Here is an 18441-nt window from a genome sequence, read left to right as displayed (position 1 = left end):
TCGGTACCGCAGTCGCGAGACGACCACTAGCGTTATGTCCGCCGACGCATCACCTCGCTATCGATGGACCACTACGACGACTGCTGGCTTCGATACGACGGCGTCGACGACGGGACCCGCCGCGAGACGTATCGGGACCGAGTGAGTCACGCGTACGTCGCCGAGGAGTCGCCGGAGTCGCAGCGCCGTCCGCGACGAGCTACGCCGGGCGCTCCCGTCGCTGCTCGACCGAGAGCCGCACCTCTGGCAGCACCCGCCGACGACGGTCGACGGGTTCCTCGCCGTCGGCACGCCGGACGACATGGCGGTGGTGGCCGAGAGCGTCCCCCGATCCGAGATCGAGGGGCTGGCGGACGGCGGCTACCTGATCCGGTCGGTCTCGTGGAACGACGCGGACTGTACCGTCGTCACCGCGCCGACCGACCGCGGGCTGGTGTACGGAACCTTCCACCTCCTCCGTCTGTTGAACGCGGGTGAGCCGATCGACGACCTCGCGGTCCGGGAGGAGCCGGACCACGCACACCGCCTGCTCGACCAGTGGGACACGCCGTTCCGCCGCTCGGTCGAACGCGGGTACGGCGGGGAGTCCATCTTCGACTGGGAGCGGCTGCCGGACCTCCGGGAGCGGTACGAGGACTACGCCCGACTGCTGGCGTCGGTCGGGATCAACGGCGTCGTCCTCAACAACGTCAACACGACGAAGCCCCCCCGAGCGAGCGCGAACGAGGCCTTCGACGCGTTCGAGGGATGGCAGCTGCTCGAATCGCGGCGGCTCGAATCGCTCACCGGACTGGCGGCGACGTTCCGCCGCTACGGGATCCGGACGTACCTCTCGGTGAACTTCGCGGCGCCGATGCTCGTGGGCGACCTCGACACCGCAGATCCGCTCGACGAGGGCGTCCGCGAGTGGTGGCGGAAGAAGGCCGACGAGGTGTACGACCTCATCCCCGATTTCGGGGGCTTCCTCGTGAAGGCGGACTCGGAGGGGCAGCCCGGCCCGTACGACTACGACCGCGACCACGTCGACGGCGCGAACGCCATCGCCGAGGCGCTGGCTCCCCACGGCGGCCGCGTCTGGTGGCGGGCGTTCGTCTACGGCTCCCACGAGGACCGCGCGGTACAGGCGTACGAGACCTTCGAGCCGTTGGACGGCGAGTTCGCGGACAACGTCACCGTCCAGGTGAAGAACGGGCCGATCGACTTCCAGCCCCGTGAGCCCGTCTCGTCGCTGTTCGGCGCGATGCCGGAGACCGACCTCGGACTCGAACTACAGGTCACACAGGAGTACACGGGACAGGGCGTCCACGCGACCTCCCACCTCCCGATGTGGCGAGAGATCCTCGACTTCGACACGCACGCGAACGGTCCCGACACGCCGGTAGCCGACCTGTTCCGCGGGTCCGGCGAGGGCGTCGTGGGGGTCGGCAGCGTGGGCGAGGACCACAGTTGGACGGGGCACTACCTCGCGCAGGCGAACCTGTACGCGTTCGGCCGCCTCGCGTGGGACGCGGAGGCGGACGAGGCCGCGGTGACCGAGGAGTGGGCGCGACAGACGTTCGGCGGCGACGGCGAGGTCGTCGCCGCGGTCGCGTCGATCCTCCGAGACTCGTGGGAGGCCTGCGTCGACTACGAGACCGGCGGACTCGGGCTGCTCCACATGATCCACAACGGCGAGGAGTACCTCGAGAACCACTACGAACCCTCCCCCGAGGAGTGGCCGGGATACCACGGCGCCACCGAGGACGGCATCGGCGTCGACCGTACCGCGAGCGGGAGCGGCTACGCCGCGCAGTACCGGGACCCGGTGGCCGAGCGGTTCGCGTCCGTCGAGGAGTGCCCCGAGGAGTTCCTGCTCTTCTTCCACCACGTCCCGTGGGACCACGAGCTAGACGACGGGACGACCGTCGTCCAGCGGCTCTACGACAACTGCTACGCCGGCGCCGAGGCGGTCGAGCGCTTCCGGGATCGGTGGGCGGAACTCGAGGGGCGGGTCGACGAGCGTCGGTTCCGCCACGTCGGCGAGCGGTTCGACGAGCAGGTGGCACAGGCGGAGCGCTGGCGGGACGCGCTCACCGCGTTCTTCCGCGAGCGCTCCGGAATACCCGACGAGCGGGGGCGCGTGCCCGAGCCCTGAGCGTCCGTCTCGGTATCGGACCGATCGGGCCGCGCCGCTCACCGCTGGACTTTTGCCCGTCGTCCGCGATCGGAAACCATGTCGAAGACATCGACGTTGCTCGACCTCGTCTGTGCCCACAGAGCACAGATGAAGGTCGTGCTCGCAGTGCTGATCGCCTGCGGACTGATGCTGGGACTCGCCGCGCTGGTCGTCTCGCCGGGCGACGAGGCGTGGCCCATCCTCGTCATCGACGCCGTTCTCGTCGGCGGCGGATTTGCGGGGTTCGCGGGGATGTACCGGTACTGTACGAAGCGCGCGATGGACGAGTAGGACCGCACCGCTCCCGGAGGAGCGTCACGCCGCTTCGAGGAACGCCGCCGTCTCGGCCGCGATCTCTCGCACGTCTTCGTCCGCGTCCTCCTCGGCGACAGCCGAGAGCCTCGGCGCGGCGTCGGGGTCCCCGAGGCGGCCGAGCGCCTGTACCGCCCGCGCTCGAACGAACGACCGATCGTGGTAGAGCGCCCCGAGCAGCCGGTCCGCGACCAGGTCGACCGCGTCCGAGTCCGTCGCCGCGAGGTGGCCGAGCGCGTCGACGGCGGCGCCGGCGACGCCCGCGTCGGCGTCGTCCGTCAGTGCGCCGAGGTCGGCGACCAACGCGCCGGAGTCGTCGACGGCGTCGAGCGCTTTCTCCGGCGCCGTCTCGGTGACCGCCACCGCGACGTTGGCGAGCGTTCGGCGCGCGGAGACGCGGCGCTCGCGCTCCTCGCGGTCGTGTTCGACGAGCGTCTGCCGCGTCGCCGGGTGGTCGACGAACTCGGCGTACTCCTCGGTGTCCTCGCTCGGTTCGGTCGCGCGGAGCCCCGCGACGAGAGCCCCGACGTGCGGGGCGACGAGGGCCGGGCGCTCGACGACGAGTTTGCCGAGGAGCGTCGCGGCGGTCAGTTGGACGTCGACGATGTTGCTCCCGGCTGCGGCGGCGACCCCGTCAAGGCGGCCGTCGAGGGCGCCGGGTGTGTCTTCCGCGACGGCGTCGAGGACGCTGATCGCGCGCAGCCCGACAGTGGCGTTGTCGTCGTCGGGCAGGGAGGCGACGGCGTCGAGGGGGAGTCCGACTGCGTCGGCGTCAGCCTCGGCGAGCGCCTCGCAGAGTTCGAGCCCGCGCTGTCGGACCATCGGGCTGGACGAGGCGAGGGCCGCACGCACCGCCGATTCGTCGACGTCACCCGGGGCGACTGAGTCGGGGTCGACGTCGCTGAGTGGGGGTTCGGAGTCCGTTGGCATACGCGAACGATGCGCGTCGCCGGGTAAATACGTGGGGGTCGCGGTCGGAGGGGACCTCCATGCGTACCGGGATTCGGGTCCCTGCCCCGCGAACGTGCGCTGAGGCATCCACAACCTTTACTATCAGCTTCAGGAATACGTAGACGCTAATGGTCGATTACGAGAAGCTCCGCGACCCGAACGCGGAGTACACCATGCGGGACCTCTCGGCGGAGACGATGGACATCACGAACTCACGGGGGGGTGTCCGTGACGCTGAGATTACGGACGTACAGACGACGATGGTCGACGGCAACTACCCGTGGATTCTGGTGCGCGTCTACACGGACGCGGGCGTCGTCGGCACCGGCGAGTCCTACTGGGGCGGCGGCGACACCGCGATCATCGAGCGCATGAAGCCGTTCCTCGTCGGGGAGAATCCGCTCGACATCGACCGGCTCTACGAGCACCTCGTCCAGAAGATGTCGGGCGAGGGGTCGATCTCGGGCAAGGTCATCTCGGCTATCTCCGGCATCGAGATCGCGCTCCACGACGCCGCCGGGAAGCTCCTCGACGTGCCGGCCTATCAGCTCGTCGGGGGGAAGTACCGCGACGAGGTCCGCGTGTACTGCGACCTCCACACGGAGAACGAGGCGGACCCGCAGGCCTGCGCCGCCGAGGCCGAGCGCGTCGTCGAGAACTTCGGCTACGACGCCATCAAGTTCGACCTCGACGTGCCGTCCGGCCACGAGAAGGACCGCGCCAACCGCCACCTCCGCAACCCCGAGATCGACCACAAGGTCGAGATCGTCGAGGCGACCACGGAGGCGGTCGGCGACAAGGCCGACGTGGCCTTCGACTGTCACTGGTCGTTCACCGGCGGCTCCGCGAAGCGCCTCGCGGAGGCGCTGGAGGAGTACGACGTGTGGTGGCTCGAAGACCCCGTCCCGCCGGAGAACCACGAGGTCCAGGAGGAAGTCACGAAGTCGACGACGACCCCCATCGCGGTCGGCGAGAACGTCTATCGGAAGCACGGCCAGCGGACCCTCCTCGAACCGCAGGCCGTCGACATCGTCGCGCCGGACCTGCCGCGGGTCGGCGGGATGCGAGAGACCCGCAAGATCGCGGACCTGGCGGACATGTACTACATCCCGGTCGCGATCGCACAACGTCTCCTCTCCCATCGGCACGATGGCGTCCGCGCACGTCGGCGCGGCCATCCCGAACTCGCTCGCGCTCGAGTACCACTCCTACGAGCTCGGCTGGTGGGAGGATCTCGTCGAGGAGGACGACCTCATCGAGGAGGGGCGTATGGAGATCCCGGAGGAACCCGGTCTCGGTCTCACGCTGGATCTCGACGCGGTCGGCGATCACATGGTCGAAGGCGAGACGCTGTTTGACCCGGCGTAGCCGGGGTAGGCTCGCCTGACTCTGTCAGGCGGTGTTCGACTGACCGTGGTTTCGTCGGGCACGCGGATCTCCGATCGACGCTGTTCGACCCGACAGCGGCCGGGTCGAGGACGCCCGGACGCCACTTCCGTACGACACAGTCAGCGGTACGTTCACCGACACAACCGGGAGCTCTCGCCGCCGGCAGTCGCGGTGTGGGGCGCGCGTATCCGGTCGATATCGCCGGAAGGCAAGGGGTCTCTCGGACCGAGAGCGCGCCGGCGGTACTCTTATAACGGCGACCGCGCATCGGTATGGTATGCGGTACTATCGACTCCCCGGCGGAAAGCACAGCGTGGGGTCAGACTCGCTCGTCGTCGTCGACGACGGTGATGCGTACGACCTCTCGACGGCGTCGGACGACCTCGGTTCCTTCACCGAACTCGCTCGGGCCGCGAACGCGTGCGGCGCGGACATCGACACCATCGCTCGGGACCGGATCGCCGACGCGGAGTCGGTAGCCCTCGACACCGACGACGTGCTCCTCCCGGTGGTCCCCGACGAGGTGTGGGCCGCGGGCGTCACGTACCAGATCAGCGAGCAGGCGCGCGAGGCGGAAAGCGGGAAGCCGGAGGTGTACATCGACGTGTACGACAGCGAGCGGCCCGAGCTGTTCCTGAAGGCGACCCCCTCGCGGACGGTCGGTCCCAACGACGCCGTCGGGATCCGCGGCGACTCCACCTGGGACGTGCCGGAACCGGAGCTGGGCGTCGTACTCCACCGCGGAGAGGTCGTCGGGTACACGGCCGGCAACGACGTGTCGAGCCGCTCCATCGAGGGCGAGAACCCGCTGTACCTCCCGCAGGCGAAGGTGTACGACCAGTGTTGCTCGGTCGGCCCGTGCGTGGCGACGCCGGAGACAGTGGACGACCCGCACGACCTCGGGATGACGCTCACGATCGAGCGGGACGGCGAGACCGTCTTCGAGGACTCGACGTCGACGAACGAGATGGCGACCACCTGCGAGAACCTCGTCTCCTACCTCCGTCGACACAACGACCTGCCGGAGACCGTCGTCCTGCTGACCGGGACCGCGCTCGTGCCGCCGGAGTCGTTCACGCTCGCCGAGGGCGACCGGATCGCGATCGACATCGACGAGATCGGACAGCTCGTCAACGACACCGTCGTCGTCTAACGGCCTCGAACGCTCCGCGAAGCGCAAAAGCGGCGATCGCCGGGATTCGGACGAACTCCGTTACTCCCGAGACCGGGACTACTCGTCGTCCGCGACCCGCGTCTCGGCGAAGTACGTCCGCCCGTTCTCCGGAACCTCCTTCGTCCCAGTGACTTCGAACGCCGCGGTGTCTGCGATGTCAGCCGCGGAGTGACCGACGCGGAGCTCGTATGGACCGGCCTCGACGGCGAGATCCATGTCGCGGTCGTGGTACGCGAGCTGGGTGGCGTCGACCTCGAAGGCAACGCGCGCGGTCTCGCCCGGTTCGAGGGAAACGCGCTCGAACCCGACGAGCTCCTGAACGGGGCGGGCCTGATCGGGATTCTCCGCGCTGGCGTACAGCTGGATCACGTCGCGGCCCGCGGCATCGCCGACGTTCTCGACCGTGACCTCGGCGGTGACGGCGCCGGCTGGCGGCAGTTCGGTCGTCGAAAGCGAGAGGTCGCCGTACTCGAAGTCGGTGTAGCTGAGACCGTGTCCGAACGGGAACAGGGGGTCCGTCTCCGTGTAGACGTACTCCTCGTTCGCGGTGTTGGGCTTCCGGCTGTAGTGGACCGGGAGCTGGCCGACAGAACGGGGGATCGAGACCGGGAGGTGCCCGGCCGGGTTGTGCTCGCCGAACAGCACGGAGGCGACCCCCTCGCCGCCGCGTTCGCCCGGGAGCCACGCCTGTACGACCGCGGGAACGGACTCCGCGATCGACTCGATCGAGTGCGGCTTCCCGCTCACGACGACGACCGCGACCGGCGTGTCCGTCTCGTGAACGCGCTCGACGAGGTCGCGCTGGACTCCCGGGAGTCCGAGGTCGACCACGTCACACCCCTCGCCGCTGGTGGCGACGCTGGGCTTGTTGACGCGGTCGCGGTCGGAGTCCGAGAAGTCGACGGCCGAGCGGGCGCCGACGAACGCGAGCGCGACGTCGGCGTCGGCGGCCGCGTCGGCGGCCCGATCGAAGCCGTCCGTCTCGGGACCGGTGGTCGTACAGCCCCGCTCGTAGGTCACGTCGAAGCCGTGTTCGTCCGCGCGCTCGCGGACCGCGTCGAGCGGCGTCGTGGCGTCGAGTTCGACCTCCGCCTCGGGGTAGTGGGCGGGGTAGGCGTAGTCGCCCATGAGCTCCTGTGCGTCGTCGGCCTTCGGCCCGAGGACCGCGACCGAGTCGGTCTCAGCGCCGGCGAGCGGGAGCAGATCGCCCTCGTTTTTCAACAGCGTCATCGACTCGCGGGCGGCGCGCTCGGTCAGCTCGCGGGCCGCGTCGGTGCCGTACGGTTCGTCGGCCGCCGCGGGGTCGACGGTTGCGTCGTCGAGCAGTCCCGCGTCGGCCTTCGCGCGGAGGACCCGGCGGACCGCCGCGTCGAGCGTCGCCTCGGCGAGTTCGCCGGCCTCGACGGCGTCGACGAGGTGCTCGCCGTAGCAGTCGGTGTAGGGGAGCTCGACGTCGACGCCGGCCTCCAGGGCGGTCGTGCCGGCCTCGCGCTCGTCGGCGGCGACGCCGTGTTCGCTCCGCAGGAACTCGACGCTGTAGTAGTCGGAGACGACGGTGCCGTCGAACCCCCACTCGCCGCGGAGCACCTCGGTCAGCAGCCACTCGTCGCTCGCGCAGGGCACGCCGTCGATATCGTGGTACGCGTTCATCACGGACTCCGCGTCCGCGGTGCGGATCGCGGCCTCGAACGGGAACAGGTGCGTCTCGCGCAGCTCGCGGCGGCCGACGTTGACCGAGCTTCGGTTTTTCCCACCCTCGCCGACGCCGTGGCCCGCGAAGTGTTTGAGCGTCGCCGTGACGCCGTCGCCGCCGTCCTGGAGCCCTTCGACGTAGCCGCACGCCATCGACGCAACGAGGTACGGGTCCTCGCCGAACGTCTCCTCCACGCGGCCCCACCGGAGGTCGCGAGCGATGTCGAGGACTGGCGAGAGCGCGTGCGTCGTGCCGATCGCTTCGAGCTGGTCGCGGATCGTGTCCGTGACCGATTCGAGGAGGTCGGGCGACCACGTGCTCGCCATCCCGATCATCTGCGGGAACGTCGTGCCCGCGGGACCCATGTACCCACTCAGACACTCCTCGTGGGGGATCGCCGGAACCCCCAGCCGGGTCTCCTCCCGGAGGTACTCTTGGAGTTCGTTCGTCCGCTCGGCGGCCGCCCTCGGGGGAAGCCCGCCCTCTCCGCCGACCCGCGTGAGGTGGCCGATCCCGTCCGAGAGGTGCTCGTCGACGGCGTCCTCGTCGAGTTCACCCTCCTCGGTTAGAATTCGGTCGGCGTTCACGGAGCCGAGTTGCGCTGCCTTCTCCGCGACCGTCATCCGGTCGAGAAGGTCGTCGACGCGTCGCTCGGTCGATGTCTCGGAGACACCGCCGTCTGGAGTGGTTCCCATCACCGACACCCTCTCGATCCCAGATATTAATGATTCGGGTGTCCGCGCGTCCGTCCCGAGGAGCGCCGTCACAGGGACGCCTCCGCGACTGCGAGAGCGACGACAGTGTTCTCGGTTACAGAACAATATTTTTCATAGACGGGCAGAAACCCGCCCAGATCGGGGTTTTCAAACCGTTTCTGCGGCTTATTTCGGGTACATCGCGGGGACGTTTCAGAGATCCGAGAGAACAACCGGGGTTCTGTAATGGAGAACAGCCGCGGCGCGAGATGGTGCCGCCCGGAGGAGCGGGTCCACCCCGCCCGGCGTCTCGTGCGAGACCGGCCGGCGCAGTACTTTTAAATAGTGCCGCCGGGAGGTGTCGGCCATGGACGATCGAGCCGATCCGCCGACCTACCGGCGGGAGAGCGCATCGACGGACCAGCGGATCGACGACCTTCTCGACCGGATGACGGTCGCGGAGAAGGCCGGGCAGGTGACCGGGACGTGGGCGGGACGGCTCCGAGAGGCCCACGACCTCGACGACGTGAAGGCGGCCGTCGACGACCACCACCTCGGATTTGCGGCCCCGTTCGGCTGGGGCGGGGCGCTCGCGACGACTCCCGAGGAGGCGGCGGCGGCGGTCGAAGAGCTCCAGACGTACGCCCGGGAAGAGACCCGGTTGGGGATACCGCTGCTGTTCAGCGTCGACGCGGTCCACGGGCACGCGTACATCTCCGGTGCGACGGTGTTCCCGAACGCGCTCGGTGCGGCCGCGACGTGGGACCCGGAGGGAGTGGAAGCCGGAGCCGCGGCGACGGCGCGGGAGGTCCGCGCGACGGGCGCACACCAGAACTACGGGCCGACCGTCGACGTCGGACGCGACCCTCGCTGGGGACGCGTCTTCGAGACGTTCGGAGAGAGCCCGCACCTGGTGGGAGCGCTCGCGGCCGCGAAGGTCCGGGGATACCAGCGGGAGGGCCTGGACGACCCCGACGGCGTCGTCGCGACGGCCAAGCACTTCCCGGCGTACGGCGAGCCGGAGCGGGGCGAGGACGCCTCCCCCGTCGACGTCTCCGAGTACAAGCTCCGAAACACGTTCGTGCCCCCGTTCGAGCGGGCGCTCGAAGCGGGCGTGGAGTCGGTGATGCCGTCGTACAACTCGATCAACGGCGAACCCTCGCACGGTTCCGAAGCGCATCTGAACCGACTGCTCCGCGAGGAACTGGGGTTCGAGGGACACGTCGTCTCCGACTGGAACGGGATCCGGCACCTCCACGAGGACCACCGCACCGCGGTCGACCACGCCGACGGCGTCCAACAGGCCCGGGAGGCGGGCGTCGACGTGGCGTCGGTCGGCGGCGTTCCGCACGCCCGGCGGCTCGTGGAACTCGTCGACAGCGGCGACCTCGACGAGGCGACGCTCGACCGAGCGGTGCGGCGCGTCCTCCGACTGAAGTTCGAGTTCGGGCTGTTCGACGAGGCCCCAGAGGACGCCGTCGACGAGGCGGACGCCGTCGAGACGCTGGGCGCGCCCGCCCACCGCGAGCGGGCGCTGGAGACCGCGCGCGACAGTATGACGCTGCTGAAAAACGACGGGATACTGCCCCTTACGGGCGACGAGGACGTGTTCGTCGGCGGCCCGAACGCCGACGACCGCGTCCACCAGCTCGGCGGGTGGAGCGCCGCCCGCGACGACGGCCTCCCGGGGAAGACGATCCGAGAGGCGATCGAAGCGGCGACCGGCGGCGACGTGACCCACGCGCCGGGGACGACGCTCAACGAACCGGTCGACGTCGACGAGGCGGTCGACGCGGCGAGCGAGGCGGACGTGGCCGTCCTCGCGCTCGGCGAGGGATGGTACATCCACGAGTTCGGGCCGGAGGTACTGGCCGGCTCCGAGACCGGTCGCTGGCCCACCCGGCGCGACCTCCGCCTCTCGGCGGCGCAGCGCGACCTCGTTCAACGGGTACACGCCACCGGGACGCCGGTTGTCGGGGTCTTAGTCACCGGCCGGCCGCTGATCGTCGACTGGATGGCCGACCACGTGCCGGCTCTCCTCATGGCGTACTTCCCCGGGACGGAAGGGGGCGTTGCGGTCGCGGAGACGCTGTTCGGCGAGAACGACCCGAGCGGCCGCCTGCCGATATCGGTGCCGCGTGACGAGGGCGACCTCCCGCAACACCACGACGCCCTCGCGCATCCCACTCCAATCGGGGAGGACGAACACCCAGACTCGTACGACCCGCTGTTCCCGTTCGGCCACGGACTCAGTTACACGACGTTCGAGACGCGAGACCTGGAGACGAGGGTGGAACCGGCGGAGACGGACGGGACCGACGCGTCCGCCGAGCGGACGGTTCGGGTTGCGGTCGAGGTGGCGAACGTCGGCGACCGCGCCGGAACGGAAACGGTTCAGGTGTACGCACGTCAGCGGTACGCGTCTCGAGTGCGGCCCGTGCGATCGCTCGTCGGCTTCGATCGCGTCTCCCTCGGTCCGGGCGAGTCGGAAACGGTCGAGATACCGGTCCCCGCGCGGCGCCTCGGGTACTACAAACCCCGAGACGGCCACGTCGTGGAACCCGGGACGTACCTGGTCGAGGTGGCCGAGGAATCGACCGCCCTCGAACTGTAACTGCGGGTCGAGCGTCGCGGGGCACATCGCCTCCGACACGCGTCCGCTCCGGCCGTGGTGTCTCACACCGAGGGTCGCGTCGTCGGCGTGCGTTCTGTCATTGCGAACGGCATGGCGTTACAGTCGTACGTCTGTAATGTCTGTCGGTTTCGACCCGTTCGGAAACCCATAAAAGCCGCTCGCGGCCGGAGGCCCTCCTTCGCGCCCGGTCAGTCGATGCTCTCGATGTAGGCGTACTCGTCGGGGAGCGCGGCGGCGTCCTCCGGCAGGAGCGCGGCGACGAGGTAGTCGGCATGCGTCCGGAAGTAGTCGACGACGCGCGCGATGCGGTCCGAGTCGATGGCCTCGAGCGAGTCGAGCAGGACGAACGGGACCGTCTCGTAGACGTCGTGAACGAGGTAGCCAGCGAGCGCGAACACGAGTCCAGTCACCTCGCGCTCGCTCTCCGAGAGGTGGTCGACCGTGTCCTCGTAGGCCGTGCCGTCCGGCGACGAGCGGACGATGTGTAGGTCGAACTTGGTCCGCGTGACCTTGCGGCGCCCCTCGCGGACCTCCGTCTCCCGGCGCTCGATCCAGATCCGGTCGAGGTTCTCGTACGCCAAGATGTCGAGGACCGTCTCCATGTGCTCGTTGAACTCCTCGACGGCGTTCTCCTCGATGCGGTCGACCCGGGTCCGAAGCTCCGTCAGCCGGTCGGCAAGCTCCTCGCGTTCCGCCCGGAGGTCCTCGCGGCGCTCGATCGCTTCTTCTCGGTCCGCGATCTCGTCGTCGATCTCGTCGATCTCGTCTTCGAGTCGCTCGATCCGGAGCTCGATGCCGTTCGCCTCGCGGTGTCGCTCCAGTGCCTCGTCGTAGCCGTCGACATCGACCGACTCGGCCGCCGCTTCCAGCTCCTCGATCTCCGCTTGCTTCGACTCGATCCGCTCTTCGAGGTCCGCGATCCGCGACTCGGTCGATTCGATCTCCGCCTCGACGTCGTCGAGCTGCTCCTCGGCGCGCTCGACCTCGCGTTGCGCCTCGCGGAGCGACGACTGTCGGTCGGTGAGCTTCTCGATCTCCGCGCGGACCTCGTTGCGCTCGTCGAGCTTCTCGGACCGGCGCTCGCGGAGGCGGTCGAGCGTCGCCTCGATCTGTTCGGTCTCGACCTCAGACCCGCAGGTCCAACACACCGTCCGGTCGCCCGCCGTCAGCGCGTCGGTCGGGTCGTCGCCGGCCGCCTCCTCATCGACATCGATATCGATCCCAGAGTCGTCTACCATGTCCTCGTTGAAGCCGATGACGCTCCCGAGCTCGTTGACGTCGTCGTCGAGGGAGCGCTTCCGGCGGCGCAGTTCGTCGATACGCCCCGCGAGCCGGTCCGGACTCTCCTCCGGCGACTCCGCCTCCTCGACCGTCTCCCGAAGCTCTTCCCGTTCGGAGTTCAGTTCCGCGAGCGTCGAACGCTCCGTTTCGAGGTCGAACTCGAGGTCCTCTAGGTCGGAGCGTGCGTCGCGGACGCGCTGGAACGCCTCCTCCATCTCCCGTTTCCGCGTCCGGCTCTCCTCGACGCCGGTGTCGAGTTCGTCGAGCTCCTCGCGCACCGATTCGAGCTCTTCTTGCGCCGCTTCCAGTTCCTCGACCTTCTCACGGCGGTCCGCTTCGAGATCGGGGAGGTCGCGTTCGAGGCTATCGAGCTTCTCGATTTCGGACTCCAGCTCGTCGCGCTCGCGCTTACACTCGCGGATCTCCGCGTCGATCGCGTCCGTGTCGATCGGACGCATGATGATCTCGCGGAGGTCGTCACCGCGCGCGACCGCCCGTCGCGCCTCGTTGGTCTCCAGCAGGAACGCGAACAGGTCGGCGAGTTCGGGGTCGTCGAGGTACGGATCACCGTCGAAGGCGACGGAGTCGCCGCGGCGCCGTAGCGTCCGCGTATACGTTTCGTCGCCGAGTTCGAGCGTGACTTCGCCTTCCTCGGCGTCGCCTTTCAACGAACTCTGCCGGCTCCCCAACCCGGCCATCAGCGCTTGTAAAAACGACGTCCGGTTCGTCGCGTTGCGCCCCGTCAGGATCGAGACGCCGTCGGGAAGCGTGACCGACGCCTCGTCGATCCCACCGATGTTCCGCACGTCGACGCGGACGACGGATTCCGAGAGTGACTCCATCGATATGCTCGCAAGTCACCGCTCTACGTGTTAAATCTATCTTTCACCGGCCCCGGACCGGTCCACCGCCGAAGTCACGACCGACGGCGGGCCGGGTCGGCCGGTGAGCGACCGCGACGGAGCGTGAGCCGCGTAGGGAGAGGTAGTACTCTTTAAGTTAAAATACCAGTTTGAAAGGATAGTAAGAAAATTTATACTAATGGATATCGATCGAGATTCTACCGGAACTGAAGATCGTCACAGCACACAATCTCAGTGACAGGGTATTCTCAGGTGGTCACCACCACAAATCTCATCCTACCGCATAAGGCCATTGAGGGCGCATATACGTTGAATCCGGGAAATGAGATGAGAATTTTATGCTATCAGAATGTAGTTGTGTTTTTGAGCTATTTTTACTATTAGACCAATATATGTCACTACTACTCTATCTGAAACCCCATTTAGATAGAGTATTAGGCGAGATTGCGTTATAAACCAACAACACTACAAATAGTGGTGACACACGAGTAAATCAGTCGATCACGGCGAATTGACTGACAGACAGTTATTCTAAATACTTGAGTATTATAGAGAAACATACGAATACAGATCATAAATAACGCAGCGTTCGAGACCTCAGATCGTCGCGGACGCAGCATCGTTCTCACGCGACAAGTGCGTCTCAATACGATCGATGACGGTGTCGGCGAGCGAGGGCTTCGCTGTCGAATACGATGTTTCGGCCATCCACCACTGAGAGTAGCCGTTTGTGCGGCTGAGCGTGTTGTTTACGGGTGCTTTTGGCTGACGAGCCGGGGGAATGAACAAGGAATTCCACGTCAGATGCGGCGATTTCGTACTCGAGATGCCAGTCTTGGAAGCCGTTGTCGGCAGCAACGGACTACAGGTCGTCCGCGTTTAGCCGGACGATCTGCGTCCGGTCTTCGTATCATGCTTCCACCGAGCTGTGATGTGAACGTCAAGAACACCAAGCAACCCCATATAAGCCAATATCTCTGCTCTCAGCGTCTTTATCGGCTGTTTTGTCCGCTGTCGGAAGTACGACGACGCACGTCGCCGGTCGAAGAACGTGCTGACGAGAGTGCCGTGACCAGACTGTGGGTACTACAGCGCGTTTCCGCGCAGCAGCACCCGCCACACCCACATTTTGAGCCGATCAAACGATTTGTAGAGCGTGGTGTGATCGGTGAGATCGTCCCGATCAAGATTGAGCGCGGTACTACACTACATGAGATCCGATATGTGTCGTTGCCAGACCCTTATCGACAGTGGGCTTCGATAAATGACGAAACGACCCGATTGAATTGGTCAGGCTCTTCAAGGAATGGGCAGTGTCCGCTCTCAGAGAATCGCTTACTATCGGCGACAGGCGTCTTTTCGGCAACGTATTCGACACCACCGTTCTCTACCATCGTTTCGTCTTCACCAAGACAGACGAGTGTTGGAACATCCACGTCGGGGACCGCCTCTCGGTAGTCGCGTACTGACTGATCGAAGAGGATTGCGCTCGTGATCGGCGGTGGAACTCGGGTAATCTCATCGAAGAGTGTCTGTTCAACTGACTTTGGTTCGTCGACAAGCATCTCATCAATGAAGGACCAAGCCAATTCGTGTGGATTCGTTTGTGCGAGTTCCATGAGACCACGGAGCTCATCGAATCCAAATACACCGTGGTCGTACCCCTGCTGTTCGAGATCAAGCGGTTGCTGTTCGACACTCACAAAGCCGCGGAATCGATCTGTCCCAAACTGGCGCACGTATTCCCACGCCACGAGCGACCCCATCGACCAGCCGACTAAGACGACATCAGAAAGGCCCTGTGCGTCTAGGAACGCCTCCACGTCACGAGCATACTGTGACAGCGTATGTCCGGTTTCGGTCTTTTCGGAGCGACCGTGGCCTCTGAAATCGAGCGTGATCACCTGATACTCGTCGCTGAGAGGCTGCTGCTCGCTGAAGAACCGGCTACTCATCAACACGCCGTGGAGGAAGACAACCGGTACCCCGTCACCATCCGATTCGTAGTACAACTCCGCCCCGTTGACCGATTCAGTTGGCATATCGATAGATATGTATGATAGCTGTTAGTTGTTATGGCGAACTCTGCTGGTATCCAGCTATCCCACCCCAGTATGGCATATTTCGGCTCACAATTCGGAATACTCTATTGGCTCTTCTCAGTCGTTTCCGTTGACGCCACCTTCTTGGCGATACTGACCGAACAGCGAGTGTATGAACGTTCTCGTCGCCGGTTCGCATGGCCAAGTCGGCCAACACGTGACCCGTCTCCTCGCTGCGAGCGACCACAGCGTTCAGGGGATGGTGCGCGTGAAGTCACAAGCACCAGATATCAGGGACTTGGGTGCTGAGCCGGTTGTTGCGGATCTCACCGGTGACGTTTCTCACGCTGTTGAAGAGGTCGACGCGATCATTTTCGCTGCGGGATCGGGTGGTGAAGATGTGTGGGGTGTTGACCGCGACGGCGCGATTGCCCTCATTGATGAGGCGGCATCCGTGGGGGTAGAACGGTTTGTGATGCTCAGTTCGATTAATGCCGATCAGCCTGAGAATAGCCCCGAGGCGTTACGGGAGTATCTCCGCGCAAAGGGAGAGGCCGACGAGTATCTCCGACAGAGCGACCTGACGTACACTATTGTTCGGCCTGGGCCGTTGACAAACGAAGATGGTACCGGCCGAATCAAAACTGGTACTAATCTCGATAGAGACGCGATTGAGATTCCGCGAGAAGATGTCGCCCGGACACTGATCGCGACGCTCGGGGCTGAGAGTACGTACGGTGAGACGTTCGAACTTGCGGCCGGTGAGATGTCGATCGATGAGGCATTAGAAACGCCACTCCGCACGTAGTCTGACGATCGGATCGTGGATGGCTACCCTCTTCTTGGTACTGTTGAGGGAACCTCTGCTGGCTACGAGATGAAGCTGAATACTGAGCTTCATCAACAGTTTCGGTGTGCCTCTCGCTCCACAATGTCTAAGTTGATATCGTCTAAACAGCCGTCGAAGCGGTCGTTTTCGGGCATGGATCTCTTTGAAAACACACTGCCTCACTTTTCAATCCTTATCTGAACACTGCCCCTCAGGAGGGAGAAACGGAACAACACACCCGACTGTCGTTCCAACGGGAAACTATTAGGTCCGGTTCGACCGTTGTCTCGGCCAAGATGGCCGATCAGTCGAACCCGGACAGGGGCGATGGGTGCGACGAGAGTGACGAGAGCAATGGGAACGACAGGGGCATCGCAGTTCCCGCTGTCACCACTCACGAAGACATCACGTACGCCGAGCGCGACACCGGCGATCTGAAACTCGACCTCCACGTTCCTGATGCCGTGGGACCGATACCGCTGCTCGTGTACGTCCACGGAGGCGGTTGGGTGTTCGAGACTCGGAAGAACGCCCCCGATCTCAAGCGGTTCGCGGCCGAGTGGGAGTGTGCGACGGCGAGTGTGAGCTACCGGCTGGCAGAAATTCCGGAGAACACGGACGTGCCCTTCAGTGTCGATCCGGAAAATACGACCCCGAACGGCGTCTTTCCCGATCAGATCGTCGACGTGAAAGCAGCGGTCAGGTGGCTCCGCGCGAACGCCGACGCGTACGGCTTCGAACCGAGCGCCGTCGCGGCGTGGGGCGCCTCGGCCGGGGGACATCTGGCGGCGCTCGCCGGAGTCGTTGACGATATCACGGACCTCGCTGGAGACGTCTACTCGGACCGAGTCGTCGAACCATCCGTCGCACCCGCCGCGTCCGGACACGTCCAGTCCGTCGTGTCCTGGTACGGTATCAGCGACCTCTGTGAACTGTCGGGAGAGGCGGACACCGTCGAGGCGCTCTTACTCGGCGGGCCGGTCGCAGAGAATCCCGACCGCGCCCGGCTGGCCAGCCCGATCGCACATGTCACGGCGGACGCTCCGCCGTTTCTCCTTCTCCACGGTCGCGAAGACGACGTCGTCGCCGTGGGCCAGAGCCAGCGTCTGTTCGACGAACTGGCCGCACAGGGCGTCGACGCATCGTTTTACGAGTTGCTGGACTTCGGCCACGTCTGGGGGGCCGATTCAGAGCGGACGGCGATGAACGTATTGACGTCGGAGCCACGGCCCGAACACCGGTTCACCACGACACCACAGGTCAGCGAGAATGTGGATGCGGACTCGACCCTCGACGGCGATCAGCCGGTTGGACCGGATTTGATCGGAGCGTTTCTCGATCGGACGCTCTAGGCGGACCCAAAGCCGTGATCGAAGTCGCACGGTGAAAGACGATCACGGACTGGAGACGGTACCACACCCCGGGGGGTCGAGTGTAAACTGTCCATGCCCGTGAAGTGGCGGAGTCATGGTTGGAACCTGAAACTCCCACCGCTCGGGATTCCTCCGCCTATAGGCGGAGGAGGATGTCAATCGGGCTCAGTGAACGGGTGTGCTGCGTCCATCACAGGTAGAGAGTACTGACTAGGCGCTAAGAGGCTGAAAGAACAGATTTTCGGCCATCGCTACAAACGAGGGCAGAAGTAGTCGTTAGTTGCGGACGAGGTTCGTCGCGCGGGGTCCCTTGGGGGATGATTCGATATCGAACTCGATCTCCTGACCCTCTTCGAGGTCCGGGCCGCCAACATCCTCCATGTGGAAGAACACGTCCTCATCGTCGTCGAGATCGCCGTCGTCAGTCGAAATGAAACCGTAGCCGCCAGTATCGTTGAAGAAATCAACTTTTCCGTTTGCCATTGCGAATGAACGTACAGGCTTTGAGGGCATAACCCTTCCGAACGTCACGGTACCACGGCTCCTGATTTGAGTTTCACACCATCTTCACTGACTTGCTCTGAGCCGGCGCACTCTCCCTCTTAGAGCGACCGCGAGCCGTCGAGGGCGACGAGGACGGCGTTCGCACGCAGCGTAGCGCGATACATCCGCCACTTCCCCTCTTTTCGGCGTGTGACGAGACCGAGATCGACTACGGCAGCGTCTGCGGTACCGACGACGGCGGCTGCTGTTAGCGGATGTCAAGAGGGTTGTCCCAGCTGACGACCCTGTCAATCGCGTCACTCCGCAGACGGTGTTTCTGACAGGAGTTCGTCAAACAGCGCACCGACTCGGTCTTCGATCTCGTCGCGGATCTCGTGCAGCGTCCCCGATCGAACGGTGGTGAGGATCGTCAAGCTCCCAGTCGCGGTTCTCGCCGTTCCACGTCGCCGGGTAGATATCTGAGACCACAAACACATCTCACTGGTCCGGGATTGGATTGTTCGTGAAGTGGTGCGTTGAATCTATCTGAGGCGAGGTTTCGTTTG

Annotated in this window: 10 protein-coding genes and 6 pseudogenes; 7 read left to right on the top strand and 9 right to left on the bottom strand. The window is 65.4% G+C overall.

Features of this window, described 5'->3' with window-relative positions:
* Positions 1–63 precede the first annotated feature (63 nt).
* Both ACODNG_RS09585 and ACODNG_RS09580 read left to right on the top strand, forming a co-directional pair.
* Positions 64–2134, top strand: a pseudogene (locus ACODNG_RS09585) (alpha-glucuronidase family glycosyl hydrolase).
* Positions 2135–2212: 78 nt separating this feature from the next.
* Entirely contained in the window at positions 2213–2446 is a 234-nt protein-coding gene (locus ACODNG_RS09580; RefSeq protein WP_434521127.1) for a hypothetical protein, read from the top strand.
* A 24-nt stretch (positions 2447–2470) separates the two neighbouring features.
* On the opposite strand, the gene ACODNG_RS09575 is transcribed toward ACODNG_RS09580, so the two are convergent.
* Positions 2471–3397: a HEAT repeat domain-containing protein gene (locus ACODNG_RS09575; RefSeq protein ID WP_434521126.1), complete on the bottom strand. Its 927-nt coding sequence runs from the start codon at positions 3395–3397 to the stop codon at positions 2471–2473.
* A gap of 149 nt (positions 3398–3546) precedes the next feature.
* Here ACODNG_RS09575 and ACODNG_RS09570 point away from each other — a divergent pair.
* Together ACODNG_RS09570 and ACODNG_RS09565 are read left to right on the top strand one after the other, a co-directional pair.
* A pseudogene (locus tag ACODNG_RS09570) lies at positions 3547–4786 on the top strand (mandelate racemase/muconate lactonizing enzyme family protein).
* Between the two features lie 298 nt (positions 4787–5084).
* On the top strand, positions 5085–5960 hold the full coding sequence (locus tag ACODNG_RS09565) for a fumarylacetoacetate hydrolase family protein (RefSeq protein ID WP_434521125.1): 876 nt from the start codon (positions 5085–5087) through the stop codon (positions 5958–5960).
* 78 nt (positions 5961–6038) lie between these two features.
* Here ACODNG_RS09565 and ACODNG_RS09560 read toward each other — a convergent pair whose 3' ends face one another.
* Positions 6039–8369, bottom strand: a complete 2331-nt coding sequence (locus tag ACODNG_RS09560) for a glycoside hydrolase family 3 N-terminal domain-containing protein (RefSeq protein ID WP_434521124.1) — start codon at positions 8367–8369, stop codon at positions 6039–6041.
* A gap of 367 nt (positions 8370–8736) precedes the next feature.
* Here ACODNG_RS09560 and ACODNG_RS09555 point away from each other — a divergent pair, with 367 nt between their 5' ends.
* Positions 8737–10983: a glycoside hydrolase family 3 N-terminal domain-containing protein gene (locus ACODNG_RS09555; protein WP_434521123.1), complete on the top strand. Its 2247-nt coding sequence runs from the start codon at positions 8737–8739 to the stop codon at positions 10981–10983.
* A 209-nt stretch (positions 10984–11192) separates the two neighbouring features.
* Here ACODNG_RS09555 and ACODNG_RS09550 read toward each other — a convergent pair whose 3' ends face one another.
* The 3 genes and pseudogenes from ACODNG_RS09550 to ACODNG_RS09540 form a co-directional block, all read right to left on the bottom strand.
* Entirely contained in the window at positions 11193–13127 is a 1935-nt protein-coding gene (locus ACODNG_RS09550; protein WP_434521122.1) for an archaea-specific SMC-related protein, read from the bottom strand.
* Positions 13128–13805: 678 nt separating this feature from the next.
* Positions 13806–14345 (bottom strand): annotated as a pseudogene (locus tag ACODNG_RS09545) (IS5/IS1182 family transposase); the annotation flags it as partial.
* 44 nt (positions 14346–14389) lie between these two features.
* The gene (locus ACODNG_RS09540) at positions 14390–15190 is read right to left on the bottom strand and encodes an alpha/beta fold hydrolase (protein WP_434521121.1); all 801 of its coding nucleotides are present in this window, start codon (positions 15188–15190) and stop codon (positions 14390–14392) included.
* A 172-nt stretch (positions 15191–15362) separates the two neighbouring features.
* Here ACODNG_RS09540 and ACODNG_RS09535 point away from each other — a divergent pair, with 172 nt between their 5' ends.
* Positions 15363–15998: an SDR family oxidoreductase gene (locus ACODNG_RS09535; RefSeq protein WP_434521120.1), complete on the top strand. Its 636-nt coding sequence runs from the start codon at positions 15363–15365 to the stop codon at positions 15996–15998.
* Positions 15999–16064: 66 nt separating this feature from the next.
* Here the strand turns inward: ACODNG_RS09535 and ACODNG_RS09530 are convergent.
* A pseudogene (locus ACODNG_RS09530) lies at positions 16065–16174 on the bottom strand (IS6 family transposase); the annotation flags it as partial.
* Between the two features lie 141 nt (positions 16175–16315).
* On the opposite strand from ACODNG_RS09530, the gene ACODNG_RS09525 reads away from it, so the two are divergent.
* The gene (locus tag ACODNG_RS09525) at positions 16316–17371 is read left to right on the top strand and encodes an alpha/beta hydrolase fold domain-containing protein (RefSeq protein ID WP_434521119.1); all 1056 of its coding nucleotides are present in this window, start codon (positions 16316–16318) and stop codon (positions 17369–17371) included.
* Between the two features lie 297 nt (positions 17372–17668).
* Here the strand turns inward: ACODNG_RS09525 and ACODNG_RS09520 are convergent, their stop codons facing one another.
* From ACODNG_RS09520 to ACODNG_RS09510, 3 genes and pseudogenes are all read right to left on the bottom strand, one after another.
* Complete coding sequence (locus ACODNG_RS09520) at positions 17669–17875, bottom strand: cold-shock protein (RefSeq protein WP_094522207.1); 207 nt, start codon at positions 17873–17875, stop codon at positions 17669–17671.
* 119 nt (positions 17876–17994) lie between these two features.
* Positions 17995–18102: pseudogene (locus ACODNG_RS09515) on the bottom strand (ArsR family transcriptional regulator); the annotation flags it as partial.
* 90 nt (positions 18103–18192) lie between these two features.
* A pseudogene (locus ACODNG_RS09510) lies at positions 18193–18358 on the bottom strand (low molecular weight phosphatase family protein); the annotation flags it as partial.
* Between the last annotated feature and the right edge of the window lie 83 nt (positions 18359–18441).

The organism is Halorubrum sp. AS12 (genome assembly GCF_051122765.1).
Classification (GTDB): domain Archaea; phylum Halobacteriota; class Halobacteria; order Halobacteriales; family Haloferacaceae; genus Halorubrum; species Halorubrum trapanicum.
This window is presented reverse-complemented; position numbering and strand designations above follow the sequence as displayed.

What these genes read in the sequence shown, in the direction of transcription:
- ACODNG_RS09555 (WP_434521123.1), top strand. Translation starts at nt 8,737, where the DNA reads ATGGACGATCGAGCCGATCCGCCGACCTACCGGCGGGAGAGCGCATCG.
- ACODNG_RS09535 (WP_434521120.1), top strand. Translation starts at nt 15,363, where the DNA reads ATGAACGTTCTCGTCGCCGGTTCGCATGGCCAAGTCGGCCAACACGTG.
- ACODNG_RS09525 (WP_434521119.1), top strand. Translation starts at nt 16,316, where the DNA reads ATGGCCGATCAGTCGAACCCGGACAGGGGCGATGGGTGCGACGAGAGT.
- ACODNG_RS09520 (WP_094522207.1), bottom strand. Translation starts at nt 17,875, where the DNA reads ATGGCAAACGGAAAAGTTGATTTCTTCAACGATACTGGCGGCTACGGT.
- ACODNG_RS09580 (WP_434521127.1), top strand. Translation starts at nt 2,213, where the DNA reads ATGTCGAAGACATCGACGTTGCTCGACCTCGTCTGTGCCCACAGAGCA.
- ACODNG_RS09560 (WP_434521124.1), bottom strand. Translation starts at nt 8,369, where the DNA reads ATGGGAACCACTCCAGACGGCGGTGTCTCCGAGACATCGACCGAGCGA.
- ACODNG_RS09565 (WP_434521125.1), top strand. Translation starts at nt 5,085, where the DNA reads ATGCGGTACTATCGACTCCCCGGCGGAAAGCACAGCGTGGGGTCAGAC.
- ACODNG_RS09575 (WP_434521126.1), bottom strand. Translation starts at nt 3,397, where the DNA reads ATGCCAACGGACTCCGAACCCCCACTCAGCGACGTCGACCCCGACTCA.
- ACODNG_RS09550 (WP_434521122.1), bottom strand. Translation starts at nt 13,127, where the DNA reads ATGGAGTCACTCTCGGAATCCGTCGTCCGCGTCGACGTGCGGAACATC.
- ACODNG_RS09540 (WP_434521121.1), bottom strand. Translation starts at nt 15,190, where the DNA reads ATGCCAACTGAATCGGTCAACGGGGCGGAGTTGTACTACGAATCGGAT.